Annotated in this window: 12 protein-coding genes and 1 tRNA gene; 8 read left to right on the top strand and 5 right to left on the bottom strand. The window is 71.9% G+C overall.

The window, feature by feature from the left end:
• Nucleotides 1-78: 78 nt before the first annotated feature.
• The 5 genes from FV229_RS12875 to FV229_RS27410 all read left to right on the top strand — a co-directional run bounded on the left by FV229_RS12875 (nt 79) and on the right by FV229_RS27410 (nt 4,536).
• Nucleotides 79-1,392 carry an LLM class flavin-dependent oxidoreductase gene (locus FV229_RS12875; RefSeq protein ID WP_147752364.1) on the top strand — a complete coding sequence of 438 codons (1,314 nt, stop codon included), beginning with the start codon at nt 79-81 and terminating at the stop codon, nt 1,390-1,392.
• A 113-nt stretch (nt 1,393-1,505) separates the two neighbouring features.
• A complete protein-coding gene (locus tag FV229_RS12870) occupies nt 1,506-2,258 on the top strand; it encodes a bacteriorhodopsin (RefSeq protein WP_147752363.1) in 753 nt (250 codons plus the stop codon).
• Nucleotides 2,259-2,263: 5 nt separating this feature from the next.
• Nucleotides 2,264-3,199: a Brp/Blh family beta-carotene 15,15'-dioxygenase gene (locus tag FV229_RS12865; RefSeq protein WP_147752362.1), complete on the top strand. Its 936-nt coding sequence runs from the start codon at nt 2,264-2,266 to the stop codon at nt 3,197-3,199.
• 211 nt (nt 3,200-3,410) lie between these two features.
• Entirely contained in the window at nt 3,411-4,115 is a 705-nt protein-coding gene (locus FV229_RS12860; protein WP_147752361.1) for a L,D-transpeptidase, read from the top strand.
• Nucleotides 4,116-4,362: 247 nt separating this feature from the next.
• Nucleotides 4,363-4,536, top strand: a complete 174-nt coding sequence (locus FV229_RS27410) for a hypothetical protein (RefSeq protein ID WP_187273636.1) — start codon at nt 4,363-4,365, stop codon at nt 4,534-4,536.
• 22 nt (nt 4,537-4,558) lie between these two features.
• Here the strand turns inward: FV229_RS27410 and FV229_RS12855 are convergent, their stop codons facing one another.
• A complete protein-coding gene (locus tag FV229_RS12855) occupies nt 4,559-6,064 on the bottom strand; it encodes an SNF2-related protein (RefSeq protein WP_246688175.1) in 1,506 nt (501 codons plus the stop codon).
• 99 nt (nt 6,065-6,163) lie between these two features.
• Between FV229_RS12855 and FV229_RS12850 the strand changes: the two genes are divergently transcribed.
• From FV229_RS12850 to katG, 3 genes are all read left to right on the top strand, one after another.
• Nucleotides 6,164-6,409 (top strand): hypothetical protein, encoded by a 246-nt coding sequence (locus tag FV229_RS12850; protein ID WP_147752360.1) that lies wholly within the window; start codon nt 6,164-6,166, stop codon nt 6,407-6,409.
• Nucleotides 6,410-6,520: 111 nt separating this feature from the next.
• A complete protein-coding gene (locus FV229_RS12845) occupies nt 6,521-7,156 on the top strand; it encodes a methyltransferase domain-containing protein (RefSeq protein ID WP_246688174.1) in 636 nt (211 codons plus the stop codon).
• 200 nt (nt 7,157-7,356) lie between these two features.
• The gene (gene katG, locus FV229_RS12840) at nt 7,357-9,672 is read left to right on the top strand and encodes a catalase/peroxidase HPI (RefSeq protein WP_147752358.1); all 2,316 of its coding nucleotides are present in this window, start codon (nt 7,357-7,359) and stop codon (nt 9,670-9,672) included.
• Nucleotides 9,673-9,862: 190 nt separating this feature from the next.
• Here katG and FV229_RS12835 read toward each other — a convergent pair whose 3' ends face one another.
• The 4 genes from FV229_RS12835 to FV229_RS12820 form a co-directional block, all read right to left on the bottom strand.
• Nucleotides 9,863-10,468, bottom strand: a complete 606-nt coding sequence (locus FV229_RS12835) for a heme-binding protein (RefSeq protein ID WP_147752357.1) — start codon at nt 10,466-10,468, stop codon at nt 9,863-9,865.
• A 182-nt stretch (nt 10,469-10,650) separates the two neighbouring features.
• A tRNA-Ser gene (locus FV229_RS12830) sits at nt 10,651-10,740 on the bottom strand.
• 54 nt (nt 10,741-10,794) lie between these two features.
• A complete protein-coding gene (gene mdoH, locus FV229_RS12825) occupies nt 10,795-12,966 on the bottom strand; it encodes a glucans biosynthesis glucosyltransferase MdoH (protein WP_147752356.1) in 2,172 nt (723 codons plus the stop codon).
• An 86-nt stretch (nt 12,967-13,052) separates the two neighbouring features.
• Nucleotides 13,053-14,440, bottom strand: a 1,388-nt coding sequence (locus FV229_RS12820; protein ID WP_147752355.1) for a glucan biosynthesis protein D, incomplete at its 5' end; no start/stop codon positions are given.

The raw sequence follows: 14,440 nt of genomic DNA, 5'->3' as shown, positions 1-14,440 counted from the left end.
ACTCCAGGCTCGCGCGAGCTTCACGACAGGATGGCGGGGTAGGGCACCTTGGGACAGGACACCGCGAGACACGGCACGATGCGCCTCGGTGCGTTCTTCTACGCCACCGGCCACCACGTGGCGGGCTGGCGCCATCCGTCGAGCGAGGCCGACGGCGGCCTCAACCTCGAACGCTACGTCGGCTGGGCGCAGCGGGCCGAGGCGGCCAAGTTCGACCTCGTCTTCCTCGAGGACGGCTCCGGCATCCGCGACGGCAACCTGCGCTCGTCCGAGCGCACGGCCCGCTCCACCCACTTCGAGCCGGTGACGCTGCTCTCGGCGCTGGCCGCGGTCACCCACCGGATCGGGCTCGTGGCGACCACCTCCACCAGCTTCAACGAGCCCTACAACGTCGCCCGGCGCTTCGCCTCCCTCGACCACCTCAGCGGCGGCCGGGCCGGCTGGAACCTCGTCACCTCGACCACCGACGCGGAAGCCGCCAACTTCGGCGAGGCCGGCATCGCCCGCCACGGCGACCGCTACGCCCGGGCCGAGGAATTCGTCGACGTGGTGCTCGGGCTGTGGAACACCTGGGACGACGACGCGGTCGTGATCGACCGCGCGAGCGGCCAGTTCTCGAAGCCCGACGGCTTCCGCCCGCTGAACCATCGCGGGACGCATTTCGAGGTGCGCGGACCGCTCAACATCTCGCGCACGCCGCAAGGCCAGCCCGTGGTGGTGCAGGCGGGCTCGTCGGGGCCGGGCAAGGATCTGGCGGCCCGCACCGCCGAAGTCGTGTTCACCGCCAACCAGACGCTTGTCGAGGCGGTCGAGTTCGCCGGCGACCTCAAGGCGCGCCTGCCGCGGTTCGGCCGCAGCCCCGACGACCTCAAGGTGATGCCGGGCCTGTTCCCGGTGGTCGGGCGCAGCGAGGCGGAGGCGCGGGCCAAGTTCGAGGCGCTGCAGGACCTGATCGACCCGGTGGTGGGCCTCGCCCTGCTCGAGCGGATGGTCGGCAGCTTCGACCTCTCCGGCTTCGATCCCGACGGCCCGGTGCCGGAGCTGCCGGAGGCCGAGGGCGCCAAGTCGCGCCAGCAGCTGATGTTCGACCTCGCCCGCCGCGAGGGCCTGACCCTGCGACAGCTCTACCTGCGGATCGCCGGGGCGCGGGGCCACTCGCAGATCGTCGGGACGCCCACGCAGATCGCCGACGAGATGGAGGCGCGCTTCCGCGCCGGCGGGGCCGACGGCTTCAACGTCATGCCGGCGACCCTGCCCGGCGGCCTCGACGACTTCATCGAGCTGGTCCTGCCGGAGCTGCGCCGGCGCGGCCTCGTCCGCACGGAGTACGCGGGCCGCACCCTGCGCGACCACCTCGGCACCCGTCCGCCCGCGAGGGTCCCGCGCCCGTGATGGTGCCGCGCCCGCGACAACGCGCCGGCGCAACGATCGGGGGTGAGGGGGATTGGGCTCGGGCGCTGCCACGTTCCCGGACGCGCTTTCATCCCCCGACCGACGAGACAACGATGACGCCTCAATTCTGGCTGTGGCTGGGCTGCGCCGGCATGGCCGCCGGAGCTGCCGCGATCCTGTTACTGGCGAAGCGGCGGACGCCCACCGAGGAAGCCGACGGGATCATCCACGGGATCGTGCCGATCATCGCCGCATGCTCCTACTTCGCCATGGCGACGGGGCAGGGCAGCATCACCCTCCCGGCCGGCCCCGACGCGGCGGACGTCGCGCGGCAATTCTACGTCGCGCGCTACATCGACTGGACCTTCACCACGCCGCTCCTGCTCGTCGGGCTCGCGCGCACCGCGATGCATTCCGGCATGCGCCGGCAGGCCGTGGTCTGGGGCCTCGTCGGCTCCGACCTGATCATGATCGTCACGGCGCTGGCCTTCGGCCTGTCCGAGGTCGCCGCGGTGAAGTGGACCTGGTTCGCCATCTCCTGCGGCGCGTTCCTGGCCGTGTTCTACGGGATCTTCGTGCAGCTGCGCGAGGAAAACGCCGCCGAGCGGGCCGACGTGCGAAAAGCCTTCCTGCGCAACGCCGTGTTCCTCACCGGAGTCTGGTGCGCCTACCCGGTGGTGCTCCTCGTCGGCCAGGATGGCCTCGGCCTACTCTCGCCCGCCGTCGCGCTCGCCGTGGTCGCGCTCCTCGATCTGACCGCCAAGGTCGCCTACGGCATCATGGCGACGATGGAGACGACCCGCGCCGTCGATCGCGACCTGGCCGAGGGAACGGCCGCCGCCAAGCCGCTGCGCCGGGCGGCTTGAACCGCATGACGGTCCGCGCGTCTCGTCCGCCCCTCGCGGCGGCCGACGCCGCGGGCCGCCTTCGCGCCGCGACGGCCCGGCTGCCACACCTGGCCGCCGCGCTCGTCGCGCTCGGGCTCGTCGCCTCCGCGTTCCTGCCGCGCGAAGCCTCCTGGCTCGCGGCGCTCTCGGTCGTGATCGTCCTCGGTGTACCCCACGGGGCGCTCGACGGCGCGATCGCGGCACCGCTTCTGCGTCCCCGCTACGGCCGGGCGTGGTTCGGGGTCTTCGCCATCCCCTATCTCGGCCTCTCGGCCCTGGTCCTCCTCGCCTGGCAGCTCGCGCCGCTTGCGGCGCTCGCCGGCTTCCTGGCCTTGTCGGCCCTGCATTTCGGCGAGGAAGATGCCGGTCCCGGCCGACCGGTCGAAGCCCTCGTGCGCGGAGGCCTGCCGATCGCCCTGCCGGCGCTCCTGCGCCCGCAGGAGACGGCCGAGATCTTCGCGGCGGTGGCACGGGTGCCGATGCCGTCGCTTCCCGCGTGGTGGACGGCCGCGTCCTGGCTCTGGCTCGCCCTTGCTGCCGCCTGGCTCCTGACGCGGCACGCGCGGCCGGCTTTGCGGGCCGAGCTCGTCGTCCTCGCGACCGCCTTCTGGCTGCTGCCGCCGCTCACCGCCTTCACCCTGTACTTCGTCGGCCTGCATGGCCCCCGGCACATGCGGGCCCTGGTGCGCGATTCCACGAAGGCACCCGGCATCGACACGATGGGCCGGGCCGTCCGCGGCTCGCTGCCGGTCTTCGCGCTGACCCTCCTGATCGGCGCGGGCCTATGGCCGCTCTACGCGTCCGGTCCGCCCGACGCGGCGTCCGACCTGCTGACCCTGACGCTTCGGATGCTGTCGGCCCTGACCGTGCCGCACGTGCTCCTCGACCGTCTCGCGGGCCGGCAGCACGGCCGCCCCTGATCCCGGGGGACCCGGACGCCCCGCGGTGCCGGTGATCGCGCGGCTCCGGTGGACATTCGCGGCGCCGCGGGACTTTTGCCACACTCCCGACGCAAAAGCCGAGCTTGCCGATACGGTCTGGTTTCGCCGGTCCGGTCCGGCGGTACACCAGGACCAACGCAGCCCTGCGCGTGCGCGAAACCGCACCGCAGGATATGGGACGTTCGGGATCATGATCGTCAACGGTGGGCATGCCGATTCCGGCGAACGCGATCGCACCGCACTCGGCCGGCCGGCGATCCTGAGCCGCCGGTCGTTCCTGGCCGGCTCGGCGGTCGGCCTCGGCGCCATCGGCCTCGGCAGCTGCGCGACGACGGACGGCATCCTGCTCGCCGAGGCGACGCGGACCTACGGGCCGATGCCGGACGAGAAGTTTCCGATCCCGGCGGCCGACATCAGCAAGCTCGATCCGAAGTATTACCGCCGCACGGTCCGCTACGAGACCAAGGAGGCCGCCGGCACGATCGTGGTCGACCCCGCCAACTTCTACGTCTACCGGATCGAGGGCGACGGAAACGCCACCCGCTACGGCGCCAACGTCGGACGCGACGGCTTCCTGTGGCACGGCGACGCCTATGTCGGGCGCAAGTCCGAGTGGGCGACCTGGACGCCGCCCAAGGAGATGATCCGCCGCCAGCCGGAGGCGGCCAAGTACGCCCGCGGCATGCCGGGCGGTCTCGACAACCCCCTCGGCGCCCGCACCCTGCACCTCTACCAGAACGGCGCCTACACGCTCTACACGATCTACGCCTCGAGCGAGCCCGACACGATCGGCAGCGGCATCACCAGCGGCTGCGTCGGCCTGCTCAGCCAGGACATGATCCACCTCTATGCGCGGACGCCGGTGAAGACCAAGGTCGTCGTCCTTCCGGCGTAGCGCGGGCGCTGCCGACGGCAGGGCGTCCCGGCGATCGGTCCGGTGCCCTGGCCGGTCGGGGAGCCGCGGCATCTGCGCGCCGGCGCGAACGAATCGCGCCTTCGACGCTTACGCAAGGGTCGGTCCGAGGATCGACCGTCCGCGCCCCTCGTACCCAGCTTCTCCCCCGTTTCTGGGCGGGCGTGGACGAAAAGCGCGGATCGCGAGGCGCCGATCACAAGGCGCCGATCGCTTGCGAGGTGACGTGATGACCCCACGAACGGTCGCGATCCTGGCCGGCGCCGGCTGCGCCCTGATCGGACCCGCGGTGGCCCGCGCCTTCACCAGCGACCCGACGGACCAGCTCACCCTGTCGCTGCTCATCGCCGGCCCCGTCGTGGTGACGGTTTGGGTGTGCGGGCTGCGGTCCTGGGAGGACTGAGCGGAGCTTCGGCCGACCGCCGTCAGCCGGGTTCGCCGGGATCGTCCTCGAGCAGGCGGGCCATGATCGCCTCGAGCAGGTCGGTGTCCTCGCCGGCCATCGCGCCCATCGTCGCCATCCGCTGGATCACGGTGTGGGTGATCGCCTCCTCCACCGTGCCCTCGGCGTAGGCGTAGTGGATGATTGCGGCCTGCCCGTCCCGGTGGCAGCGGCCTTCGATCTGGGCCAGCTGGATCGCGCTGTGGCGCATGTCGTGGATCACCAGGGCACGGGTGCGCTCGCCGCCCGGCAGCTCGTTGCGATGGAGCGAGATCGACTCGGTGACCGTGAACACGACCGCGTCGAGCGCCCCCGTCTGGAAGGCCCGCCGCGTCGCCTCGTTCGCCTCGGCGTCCTGCCGGCCGTCGATGCTGCCGACCGACCAGCCCCGCGTCTCCAGGCTCGCCCGCAGGGCCGCCCCCGTCTCCAGGAAGGCGACGGAGATCGCGACCTGCTCGCCGGCCCCGAGAAGAAGCTCGACGAAGTCGGCCGTCCCGTCCACGCGCAGCAGGCTCGCCTTCTGCCGGAAGCGCAGGTCCGCGGCCCACCCGGTCGGACGCCGGGTGCTTCCGCCCAGGAGGCCGAACTCGCGACGGAACTCGCGCCACGTCGCGTCGTAGAGGCGGCGCGCGTTGGCGGTCAGCTCGGTCGGGGCGAGCGCGCGCTCCACCTCCGGCCAGCCGGCGATGTCGCCCGGCCGACGCCGCAGGCCGATGGCGCGGGGGCCGGTGTAGAGCAGGTCGGCCATCACGGCGCAGTCCTGCGCGTTGCTGGTCCAGGACCAATTCACCCATCGCCCCTTGGCCCGGCCGATCCCGAGGCGCTGCATCAGAACCCTGAACTCGGCGAGCGTCTCCGTCGGCGCGTCGGCGGCCTCGCCGAGCAGCCGCCCGAGATAGGACAGCTCGTGCGGCGCCTGGCCGGCGGTCGCGCTGACGTAGCTCGTGAACACGGCCGCATCCGCGAGGTGCCGGCAGACGAGGCTCTGCTGGCTGTACGGGTTGCGCAGGCGATGGCTCTCGTCGAACACGACCAGGGGCCAGGCCCGGCGCAGGCTGCCGTGCTTGGCGAGCGCGTTGTTCTTGGCGCGGGCCGACCGCCGCGTGCCCGCGGCCGGCGGCGCCATCAGCGCCTTGGTGCGCTCGTAGTTGACGAGCGTCACCGCCTTCTCCGGCAACCCGGACAGCGCCAGGGTGCGGCGCCATTGCGGCATGGCGCCCTTCGGGCAGACGATCAGCACGTCGCGTTCCGGCATCGCAGCCAGGGCCGTCCAGACCGACAGCGTCTTGCCGAGCCCGGTGGCGTCGCCGAGCAGGAAGCCGGGCCAGCCGGCCGCGCGCGCCGCCAGCATCGCCTCGGCGGCCTCGACCTGGTGCGGGCGCGGGACCAGCCGCCGCCCGTAGGCCGAGGGGTCGGCCGAGCCGGCCGCGGAGCGCCCGTCGTCGAGCCGAGGCGGCGCCTCGGGCGTGGCCGCGACCGATTTGTTCACGCCCCGTGCCACCTTATCCACCGTCCCGCGTTTGCCTTCTCGAAATTAGAACATAGAGTGAACGATGTCTGACGTCGTCACGAAGGGGGTCGCACCGCCATGGCACGCTACCGTTTCCATTGCACCAACGGCCTCGAATGCGTCTTCGACGCGGTGGGCAAGGAGATCCGTGTTCCCGGGCGGCTGGCCGACAGGGCCCGCGGCGTCGCCGAGGCCTTGATGGTGACGCTCGACGACGGCACCGACTGGCGCGGGTGGCAGGTCAGCGTCCACGACCTGCGTGGGCGCAACGTGCTCGTGTTGCCGTTCCGGCCGCCGGCCGACGCCGTCGCGCGCGGAGCCTGACGCCCCGGCACACCGGCCCTGCGCAGGGATCGGATGCCGTCGATTCGGTCGCGGCCCCGTCGCCGTCGCCTCGCGCGTTGGGGAGCGAGACCGACGACGAGGGAACCGCGCGTGACCAGCCTGCCCGAGCTACCGCCCGAAGCCTTCGCCAAGCAGGACCCGGCGCCGGACGCCCTGTTCTACGCCCAGCCCCGCTTCGTGACGCATATCGACGACGGGGCGATCCAGGCCGTCACCGACCTCTACCGCGACCTGCTGCCGCCGGGCGGGCGCATCCTCGACCTGATGTCGAGCTGGGTCAGCCACCTGCCCCCGGAGGTGCCTTTCGCGGCCGTGATCGGCCACGGCCTCAACGCCCGCGAGCTCGCGGCCAACCCCCGCCTGACAACGTCCTTCGTCCAGGACCTCAACGGCGACCCGTCGCTGCCGATCGCGACCGCGAGCATCGACGCCGTCCTGATCTGCGTCGGCGTGCAGTACCTGCAGGATCCCGTCGCCGTCCTGCTCGAGGTCGCCCGGGTGCTCGTGCCGGGGGCGCCCGTCATCGTCACCTTCTCCAACCGCTGCTTCCCGACCAAGGCGGTGGCGATCTGGCAGGCGGTGCGTGGGGACGACCAGGCGCGGCTCATCGCACTCTATCTGCGCCATGCCGGTTTCCCGGAGACCGCCATGCAGGTCGTCGTCCCGGACGGCGCGGGCGGCGATCCGCTGCGCGCCGTGATCGGCCGAACCCCGGCGGACGTTTGAATTGCCCACGATCGGCTCGCGCAAACGTGAGGCGCTTCGTTCCTAGGCGCATCCGCGAGCGTCGCGCGCGCGCAGGCGGCGGCACCTTGATTTTCGACGCGGGCGCCTGATGTCGCTCGCGATGCAGGATCGTAGAAGCGTGGCATGTCGCGAAGAGCGGCACGCCTGGCGCCGCCGGTCCTGCGCCAAGGGGGATGTTGATGAGCACGACGACGATCGACAAGACCAACACCGATTCCTACCCGATGGCGGGCCAGTGCCCGTTCGGAGGCGACCGCGTCGGCGGGGCCTTCGGCAGCCGTCCTGCCCTGGAGAACTGGTATCCGCACCGGCTCCGGGTCGAGCTGCTGCACCAGAACGGGCTCGCGGCCGACCCGCTCGGACCCGACTTCGACTACGCGGCCGCCTTCCAGGCGATCGACCTCGACGCGCTGAAAGGCGACATCAAGCAGTTCCTGACCTCGTCGGTGTCGTGGTGGCCGTCCGATTACGGCAATTACGGCCCGCAGATGATCCGCATGGCGTGGCACTCGGCCGGCACCTACCGCATCGCGGACGGGCGCGGCGGCGCCGGCACCGGGATGCAGCGCTTCGCGCCGATCTCGAGTTGGTGGGACAACGGCAACACCGACAAGTCGCGCCGCCTGCTGCAGCCGATCAAGCACAAGTACGGCAACGCCCTCTCCTGGGCCGACCTGATGGTGCTCACCGGCAATTGCGCCCTGGAGATCATGGGCCTGCCGACCTACGGCTTCGCCGGCGGGCGCCTCGACGCCTGGGAGGCGGACGACGCGACCTACTGGGGTCCCGAGGTCGTCGAGATGGGCTCGGTCTCGAGCTTCGACGAGATGGTCAACCGCGACAAGCGCTGGCGCGGGAAGAACGGCGACGCCGAGTACGACCTGGAGAACCCGCTCGCCGCCTCGCACCAGGCGCTGATCTACGTGAACCCGGAAGGCCCCTACGCCAACGGCGACCCGCAGGGCTCGGCCAACGACATCCGCGTGACCTTCACCCGCATGGCGATGAACGACGAGGAGACCGTGGCGCTGATCGCCGGCGGCCACGCCTTCGGCAAGAGCCACGGCATGGTCCCGGCCAAGGAGATCGGGCCGCCGCCGGAGATGGCGCCGATGGAGGCGATGGGCCTCGGCTGGCACAACCCGAAGGGCGCCGGCAAGGACACGATGACCAACGGCATCGAGGGGAGCTGGACCCCCGACCCGACGAAGTGGGACAACGCCTACCTGGAGAACCTCTTCAAGTTCGACTGGGAGCAGACCAAGAGCCCGGCCGGCGCCCTGCAATGGACGCCGAAGGACCCGAACGCGCCGCGGACCCCCGACGCCCACGTCGCGGGCCGGTCGCATCCCTTGATGATGATGACCTCCGACATCGCCCTCAAGGTCGATCCCGAGTACCGCAAGGTCTGCGAGAAGTTCCTCGGCGATTTCGACGCCTTCACCCAGGCCTTCTCCAAGGCGTGGTACAAGCTGACCCACCGCGACATGGGCCCCAAGCACCGCTACCTCGGCCCGGAAGCGACGATCGAGGACGGCCTGCTCTGGCAGGATCCGATCCCCGATGCCGCCTACGCCCCGGTGGGGGAGGCCGAGCTCGCCGACCTCAAGCAGGCGATCCTGGCCACGGGTCTTTCGGTCTCGGACCTCGCCTTCACCGCCTTCTCGGCGGCCTCGACCTACCGCGACAGCGACAAGCGCGGCGGCGCCAACGGCGCCCGCCTCGCCCTCGCGCCGCAGAAGGACTGGGCCGTCAACCGCCGGGCCGTACCCGTGGTCGAGGCGCTCCGCGGGGTGATGTCCGGGTTCAACGGTGGCCGCGGCGACGGCAAGCAGGTCTCGCTCGCCGACCTGATCGTGCTCGCAGGCTGCGTCGCCGTGGAGAAGGCGGCCCGGGACGCCGGGGTCGAGGCGCGCGTGCCGTTCACGCCGGGCCGCGTCGACACCACGCAGGCGCTCACCGACGTGGAGATGTTCACCTGGCTGAAGCCGGTCGCGGACGGCTTCCGCAACTACGTCGACGACGGGTTCGCGGCGATGGCGCCCCGCCTTTCGCCGGAGGAGATGTTCCTCGACAAGGCCAACCTGCTGACGCTGACCGCGCCGGAATGGGTGGTCCTGACCGGCGGCCTGCGAGCGCTGAACGCCAACCACGACGGCTCGACCCTGGGCGTCTTCACCGACCGGGTCGGCGTGCTGACGACGGACTTCTTCCGGACCCTGACCGACACCAACCTGATCTGGGAGAAGGCCGGCGCGGCAGGCACGTCCTTCGCCTTGAAAGACCGCGAGAGCGGGCAGGCCAAGTACGAGGCCACGCGCAACGACCTCGTCTTCGGGTCGAACGCGCAGCTGCGCAACATCGCCGACGCCTACGCCGGCAGCGACGGCCAGCGGCGCTTCGTGGCCGACTTCGTCCGGGTCTGGGACAAGGTGATGATGCTCGACCGCTACGACGTGAAGGGCCACCGGCGCCAGGGGCCGATGGCCGCCTGATCGACCAGGGCGCTGCAGCCCGCGCCCCCGTCCCGCCATCCGGTGGGACGGGGCTCGCCCGAGAGGCCTGTCGAGGGGCCGCCGGGCGCAGCTCACGTGAACCGACTCAACGGCCTCGATGGCCGCGCCAAGCTCGGCGCGGAACGAAAGTCCCCTCTGGCGCCGCCGGCCGATCCCGGCGGCGCCGGTCTCAATTGGCCGGCAGCCGCACGGCCACCTCGTTCCGGCGCAGGAACGGGATCGCGAAGGGCGGGTCGTAGCCCATGAGGAGCGGGACGTCCTCGGTCCGGCGGCCCGCCTTCGCCAGCACGTCCGCGAGGATGCGCTCCTGCTCCGACCGCGCCTGCGGCGTGATGGTGCCCGAAAACTGCAGCGCCGCGATCCGCTCGGGCGGAAGGCGAACCAGCCGGACGCCGGCCTCGGTGGGTTCAGGAGCGCCGGCGCGCGCGACGTCGTGAGGCAGGAAGAACCGCATCGTCCCGGCGGGGCCCTGCTCGACGGGCACCGTCATCGCGATCCGACGTCCCGCCGTCTCCACCGGCGCCGTCATGGCGATGCGCCCGCCGTCCCGGTTCGCACCGGTGATGTGGCGGAACAGCCGCCCGAACGCCTCGCCGTCCCCCTGGCCACGTGCATCGGTCTCGACGGCGACCCGCGCCTCGTACGACCGGATCTCGACGCCGCGCTCGAGCCGCTCGACGACGGCGTAGCGCGGCTGATCGTAGAAGGACCGCACGCCGAAGACGCCCAGCGCGGATTCGAGCAACGTGACGAGGTAGTAGGCGAACTTGTCCAAGGCGGGAGCGTCCGAGGTGAGGGACAAGCGAGTATAGCGCCCGCCGCGAGGACTCGTTCCCGGCGCAGGGTCGTCGGCGTTCGTCCTTGAACCAAGGGATCGATCTGCCGGAAAGAAATCACGGCATGGCGATAGGGCGATCGCCTTTCGCCACCGAAAGATCACGCGGGCGACCTTTGGAGTGGCGGAAGGGGTGGGATTCGAACCCACGGTGGAGTTGCCCCCACGGCGGTTTTCAAGACCGCTGCCTTAAACCACTCGGCCACCCTTCCGGCGGGAGGGGTTGTAGCGGAATTTGCGGCCGGCGGACATCTCGAAAAATCGGGTCAGGGGGCCAAGCGCGCGAGGCGGTCGAGGAGGGCGCGGTCGTGGAGGAGGGCCATGCGCTCCTTGGGGCCGAGCCAGGTGCGGGCCTCGTCGAGGGTCTCGGCCTCCACGACCTTGGCCTGGGCCAGCGTGTGGTCGACGTCGACACTACCGCGGGGGCGCGGCTCGGCGCTCGGCAGCATGCGGGTGTGGGCCTCGGCGAGGCCCGGGTCGGCGTGGAGCGCTGCGAGGGCGTCGGCCTCGTCGAGGCCGCGGGCCTGGTTGCGGGCGGCCAGCGCGCCGGCGCGGATGGCGATCGGCGGCGGGGCGCGCTCCTCCGGCGTCATCAGCAGGCCGCGACGCTTGAGGGCGAGGCCGAGCGCCAGCTGCCCGCTCGCCCAGGAGATCGGGATCGCGAGGACGAGGCCGAGGATCGTCGGCGCCATCCAGAGGAACAGCGACGTGGCGATGGCGAAGGCGGCGACGCCCGAGACCAGCCCCAACGCCGTGTGCCAGCGGTGGCGCCGGACGATGTCGGCGAACGGGATCGAGCCGTCGTCGCGGCGCTGCGGGTTCCAGCCGGTGTCGCGCCCGGCGAGGATGCTGAACACCGAGCCCGACTGGATCACCATCGCGATCGGCGCGATCAGCGCGGACAGCAGGATCTCGATGAGGCAGGACGCGACCAGCCGTCCGGCGCCGCCGCAGGCCCGGCGCACCGGTCCGTCGATCAGCGCCAGGAGGAGGCCGAGAAACTTCGGCGCCAGCAGGATGCCCATGGTCAGCCCGAAGAGCTGCAGCGCGCGCACCGGATCGAAGCGCGGGAAGACCGGGTAGAGGCCGAACTCGGTGGTGAAGTATTCGGGCTTCACGTAGGCCGTCTGCAGCACCAGCGCGATGCCGACCACGAGCTGGCACAGCCAGAACGGCGAGGCGGCGTAGCCGGCGATGCCGGTGGCGAAGTGCTGGCGCGAGGCCGGCTTCAGCCCCGCCGCCCCGATGATCCGCGCATGCTGGAGGTTGCCCTGCGCCCAGCGCCGGTCGCGTACCGCCACGTCGATCAGCGAGGGCGGGCTCTCCTCGTAGGAGCCCGGCAGCGTCGGCAGCATGTACACCGCCCAGCCGGCGCGGCGGATCAGGGCGGCCTCCACGAAGTCGTGGCTGAGCACGTGGCCGCCGAAGGGCGGTTTCCCGGGGAGGTCCGGCAGGCCGCAGGCGGCGGCGAAGGCCTTCGTGCGGATGATCGCGTTGTGGCCCCAATAGTTGCCGTCGCGGCCCGACCAGTGGCCGAGGCCGGTGGCGATCACCGGCCCGTAGATGCGGGCGGCGAACTGGGTCACCCGGGCGAACAGCGTGTTGCGGTTGATGATGAGCGGCAGCGTCTGAACGATGCCGGCATCCGGGTCGGCCTCCATCGCGCCGGCGAGCCGCACGACGCTGTCGCCGGTCATCAGGCTGTCGGCGTCGAGCACCAGCATGTGGTCGTAGGCGCCGCCCCAGCGGGTGACGAAGTCGCCGATGTTGCCGGCCTTGCGGTGGTGGTTCTTCCGGCGGTGGCGGTAGTACAGGCGGGCGTCGGGGCCGAGCGCGTCCCGCAGCGTCAGGAAGGCGCGCTCCTCCGCGATCCAGGCGTCGGCTTGCGTCGAATCCGAGAGCACGAACCAGTCGAAGGCGGGCCCGAGGCCGGTGGCGTCGACCGCCTCCCGCATCGCCTCGATCGCGGCGAAGGTGCGGGCGGTGCCCTCGTTGTAGACCGGCATCAGGATCGCGGTGCGGGTGGCGAGGCCCGCCGGCACCGGCGGCAGGCGCGGGCGGCGCAGCAGCACGGCGAAGCCCAGGATCGCGCTGGTGAAGGCGAGCGCGATCCACGAGAAGGTCAGCAGGAACAAGGCCACGAGCACGTACTGCAGGGCGGTGGGCGACCCTGAGACCGACACGGTCTCGTACATCTGCCAGCCGCCGTAGCCGGTCAGCAAAATCGCGCCGCCGAAGACGAGGAGGCGCGCGGCGTGGGGCCGCGCATGATGGCGCGACGGCCGGTGCGCGAGCGCCGGATCCCAGGCAGCCAGGCTCTGCACCGGCATCGGGAGGGGCGATTCCGGGGGCAGGGCGTCCGCGAAGGCCGCCCCGGAGGGGCGGTCCGACGAGGCGTCGCGCCGTGCGGCCGCGGGGAGGGCGGAAACGTCGTCCATGCGCACGGCCTTCGATCGATTCTCGTCTGCGGGTCTCGCGTGGGGCGCCCGGTGCGGTCCTGCGGACCCCGGGTCCCCGCGGGCTTCTACGACGTCCAGCGGTAGAGCCAGGTCTCGGTCACCGGCCGGCCCGCCCGAACCAGGGCGAGGCGCAGCTCGCTCGCCCGCTCGCTGCCGGGATCGAGCTCGAAGGCGACCCGAACGGTCCTGCGCTCCGGGTAGCTGAAAAACTGCTGTCGGGCGATGCTGCCGGGAGACGCCGCCAGGGCGATGTCGAGGCCGCCCTCGGCAAACAGCCCGTCGCCGGTGAAGTCCACCAGGAACAGGCGGCGCGTGCCCGCGCTCCCGCGCCCGCTGCGGGTGCCCGTCACGCTTGCCGGCGGCGCGGCGGCGGGCGCCTGCCAGCACCAGTGCTGGCGGTAGCGGAAGGTGGTCTCCGAGCCGGCGGCGACGGCGTCCTTCGGGCGCCAATAGGCCAGCACGTTCTCGTTGAACTCGGAATCGCTCGGGATCTCGATCAGCGTCACCGCGCCGTCGGCCCAGGCGTCGGCGGGCTCGAGCCAGAGCGAGGGGCGCCACTCCCAGTGCTGCACGTCGTCCTCGAAATCCTCGTAGGTGCGCGCCCGTTGCATCAGGCCGAACCCCTTCGGGTTCTGATCGACGAAGGACGAGATCTGCAGCGCGTCCGGGTTGTGGACCGGGCGCCAGATCGCCTCGCCGGCCCCGTTGCGGATCTGCAGGCCGCCGGCCGAGAAGGCGGCGGCGCGGGCGTCGTCGACGCGGCGCCGGTCCTCGGGGCCGAACAGGTAGCTCGCCTGCATGCCGCCGAGGCCGAGGTGGTCGATCGCCTTGCGGGCGAAGATCGTGGTCTCGATCTCGGTGGTCGAGGCCTCGGTGCCGGGGCGGAGCACCATCCGCAGGGCGCCGGAGGCGGAGTCGGAATCGATCAACGCGTGCAGGACGAGGGCGCCGTCGGCCGGGCGCTCGATGAACACCGCGCGGAACACCGGGAACTCCTCGCCCCTTGCGTCTGCCGGCCGCAGCGTCAGCGCCCTCGCGTTGATGCCAAAACCCTGGCCCTTGGCGACGAGGCGGAAGAACGAGGCGCCCTGGAACACGGCGAAGTCCGACAGGTCGGGGCCGTCGGGAAAGCGGGCGCGCAGGCGGAACCCCGAGAAGCCCGGATCCTCCGAGAACTCCGGCAGCGCGAACCCGCCGGTGTCGAAGCGCGCCGGGTCGTAGGCGACCGGCCGGACCTGGCCGTCCTCCACCAGGAACAGCGCGACGCGGCCGGTGAAGATCGCGCCGCGATGCAGCGGCTCGATGGTGAAGCCGAGGTCGTCGCCGGCCCAGATCGCCGCGGCGGGCTTCGTGCGGATGGCGCCGTACTGCTCGCGGCTGAGGCCCTTCAGGCTGGCCGGGAGGTCGTCGGTGCGGGGGGCGGCGTAGGGGGCCTTGGCGAGCGCCCGGGCGA

The sequence above is a fragment of the Methylobacterium sp. WL120 genome (assembly GCF_008039465.1).
In the GTDB taxonomy this organism is placed as follows: Bacteria; Pseudomonadota; Alphaproteobacteria; order Rhizobiales; family Beijerinckiaceae; genus Methylobacterium; species Methylobacterium cerastii.
This window is presented reverse-complemented; position numbering and strand designations above follow the sequence as displayed.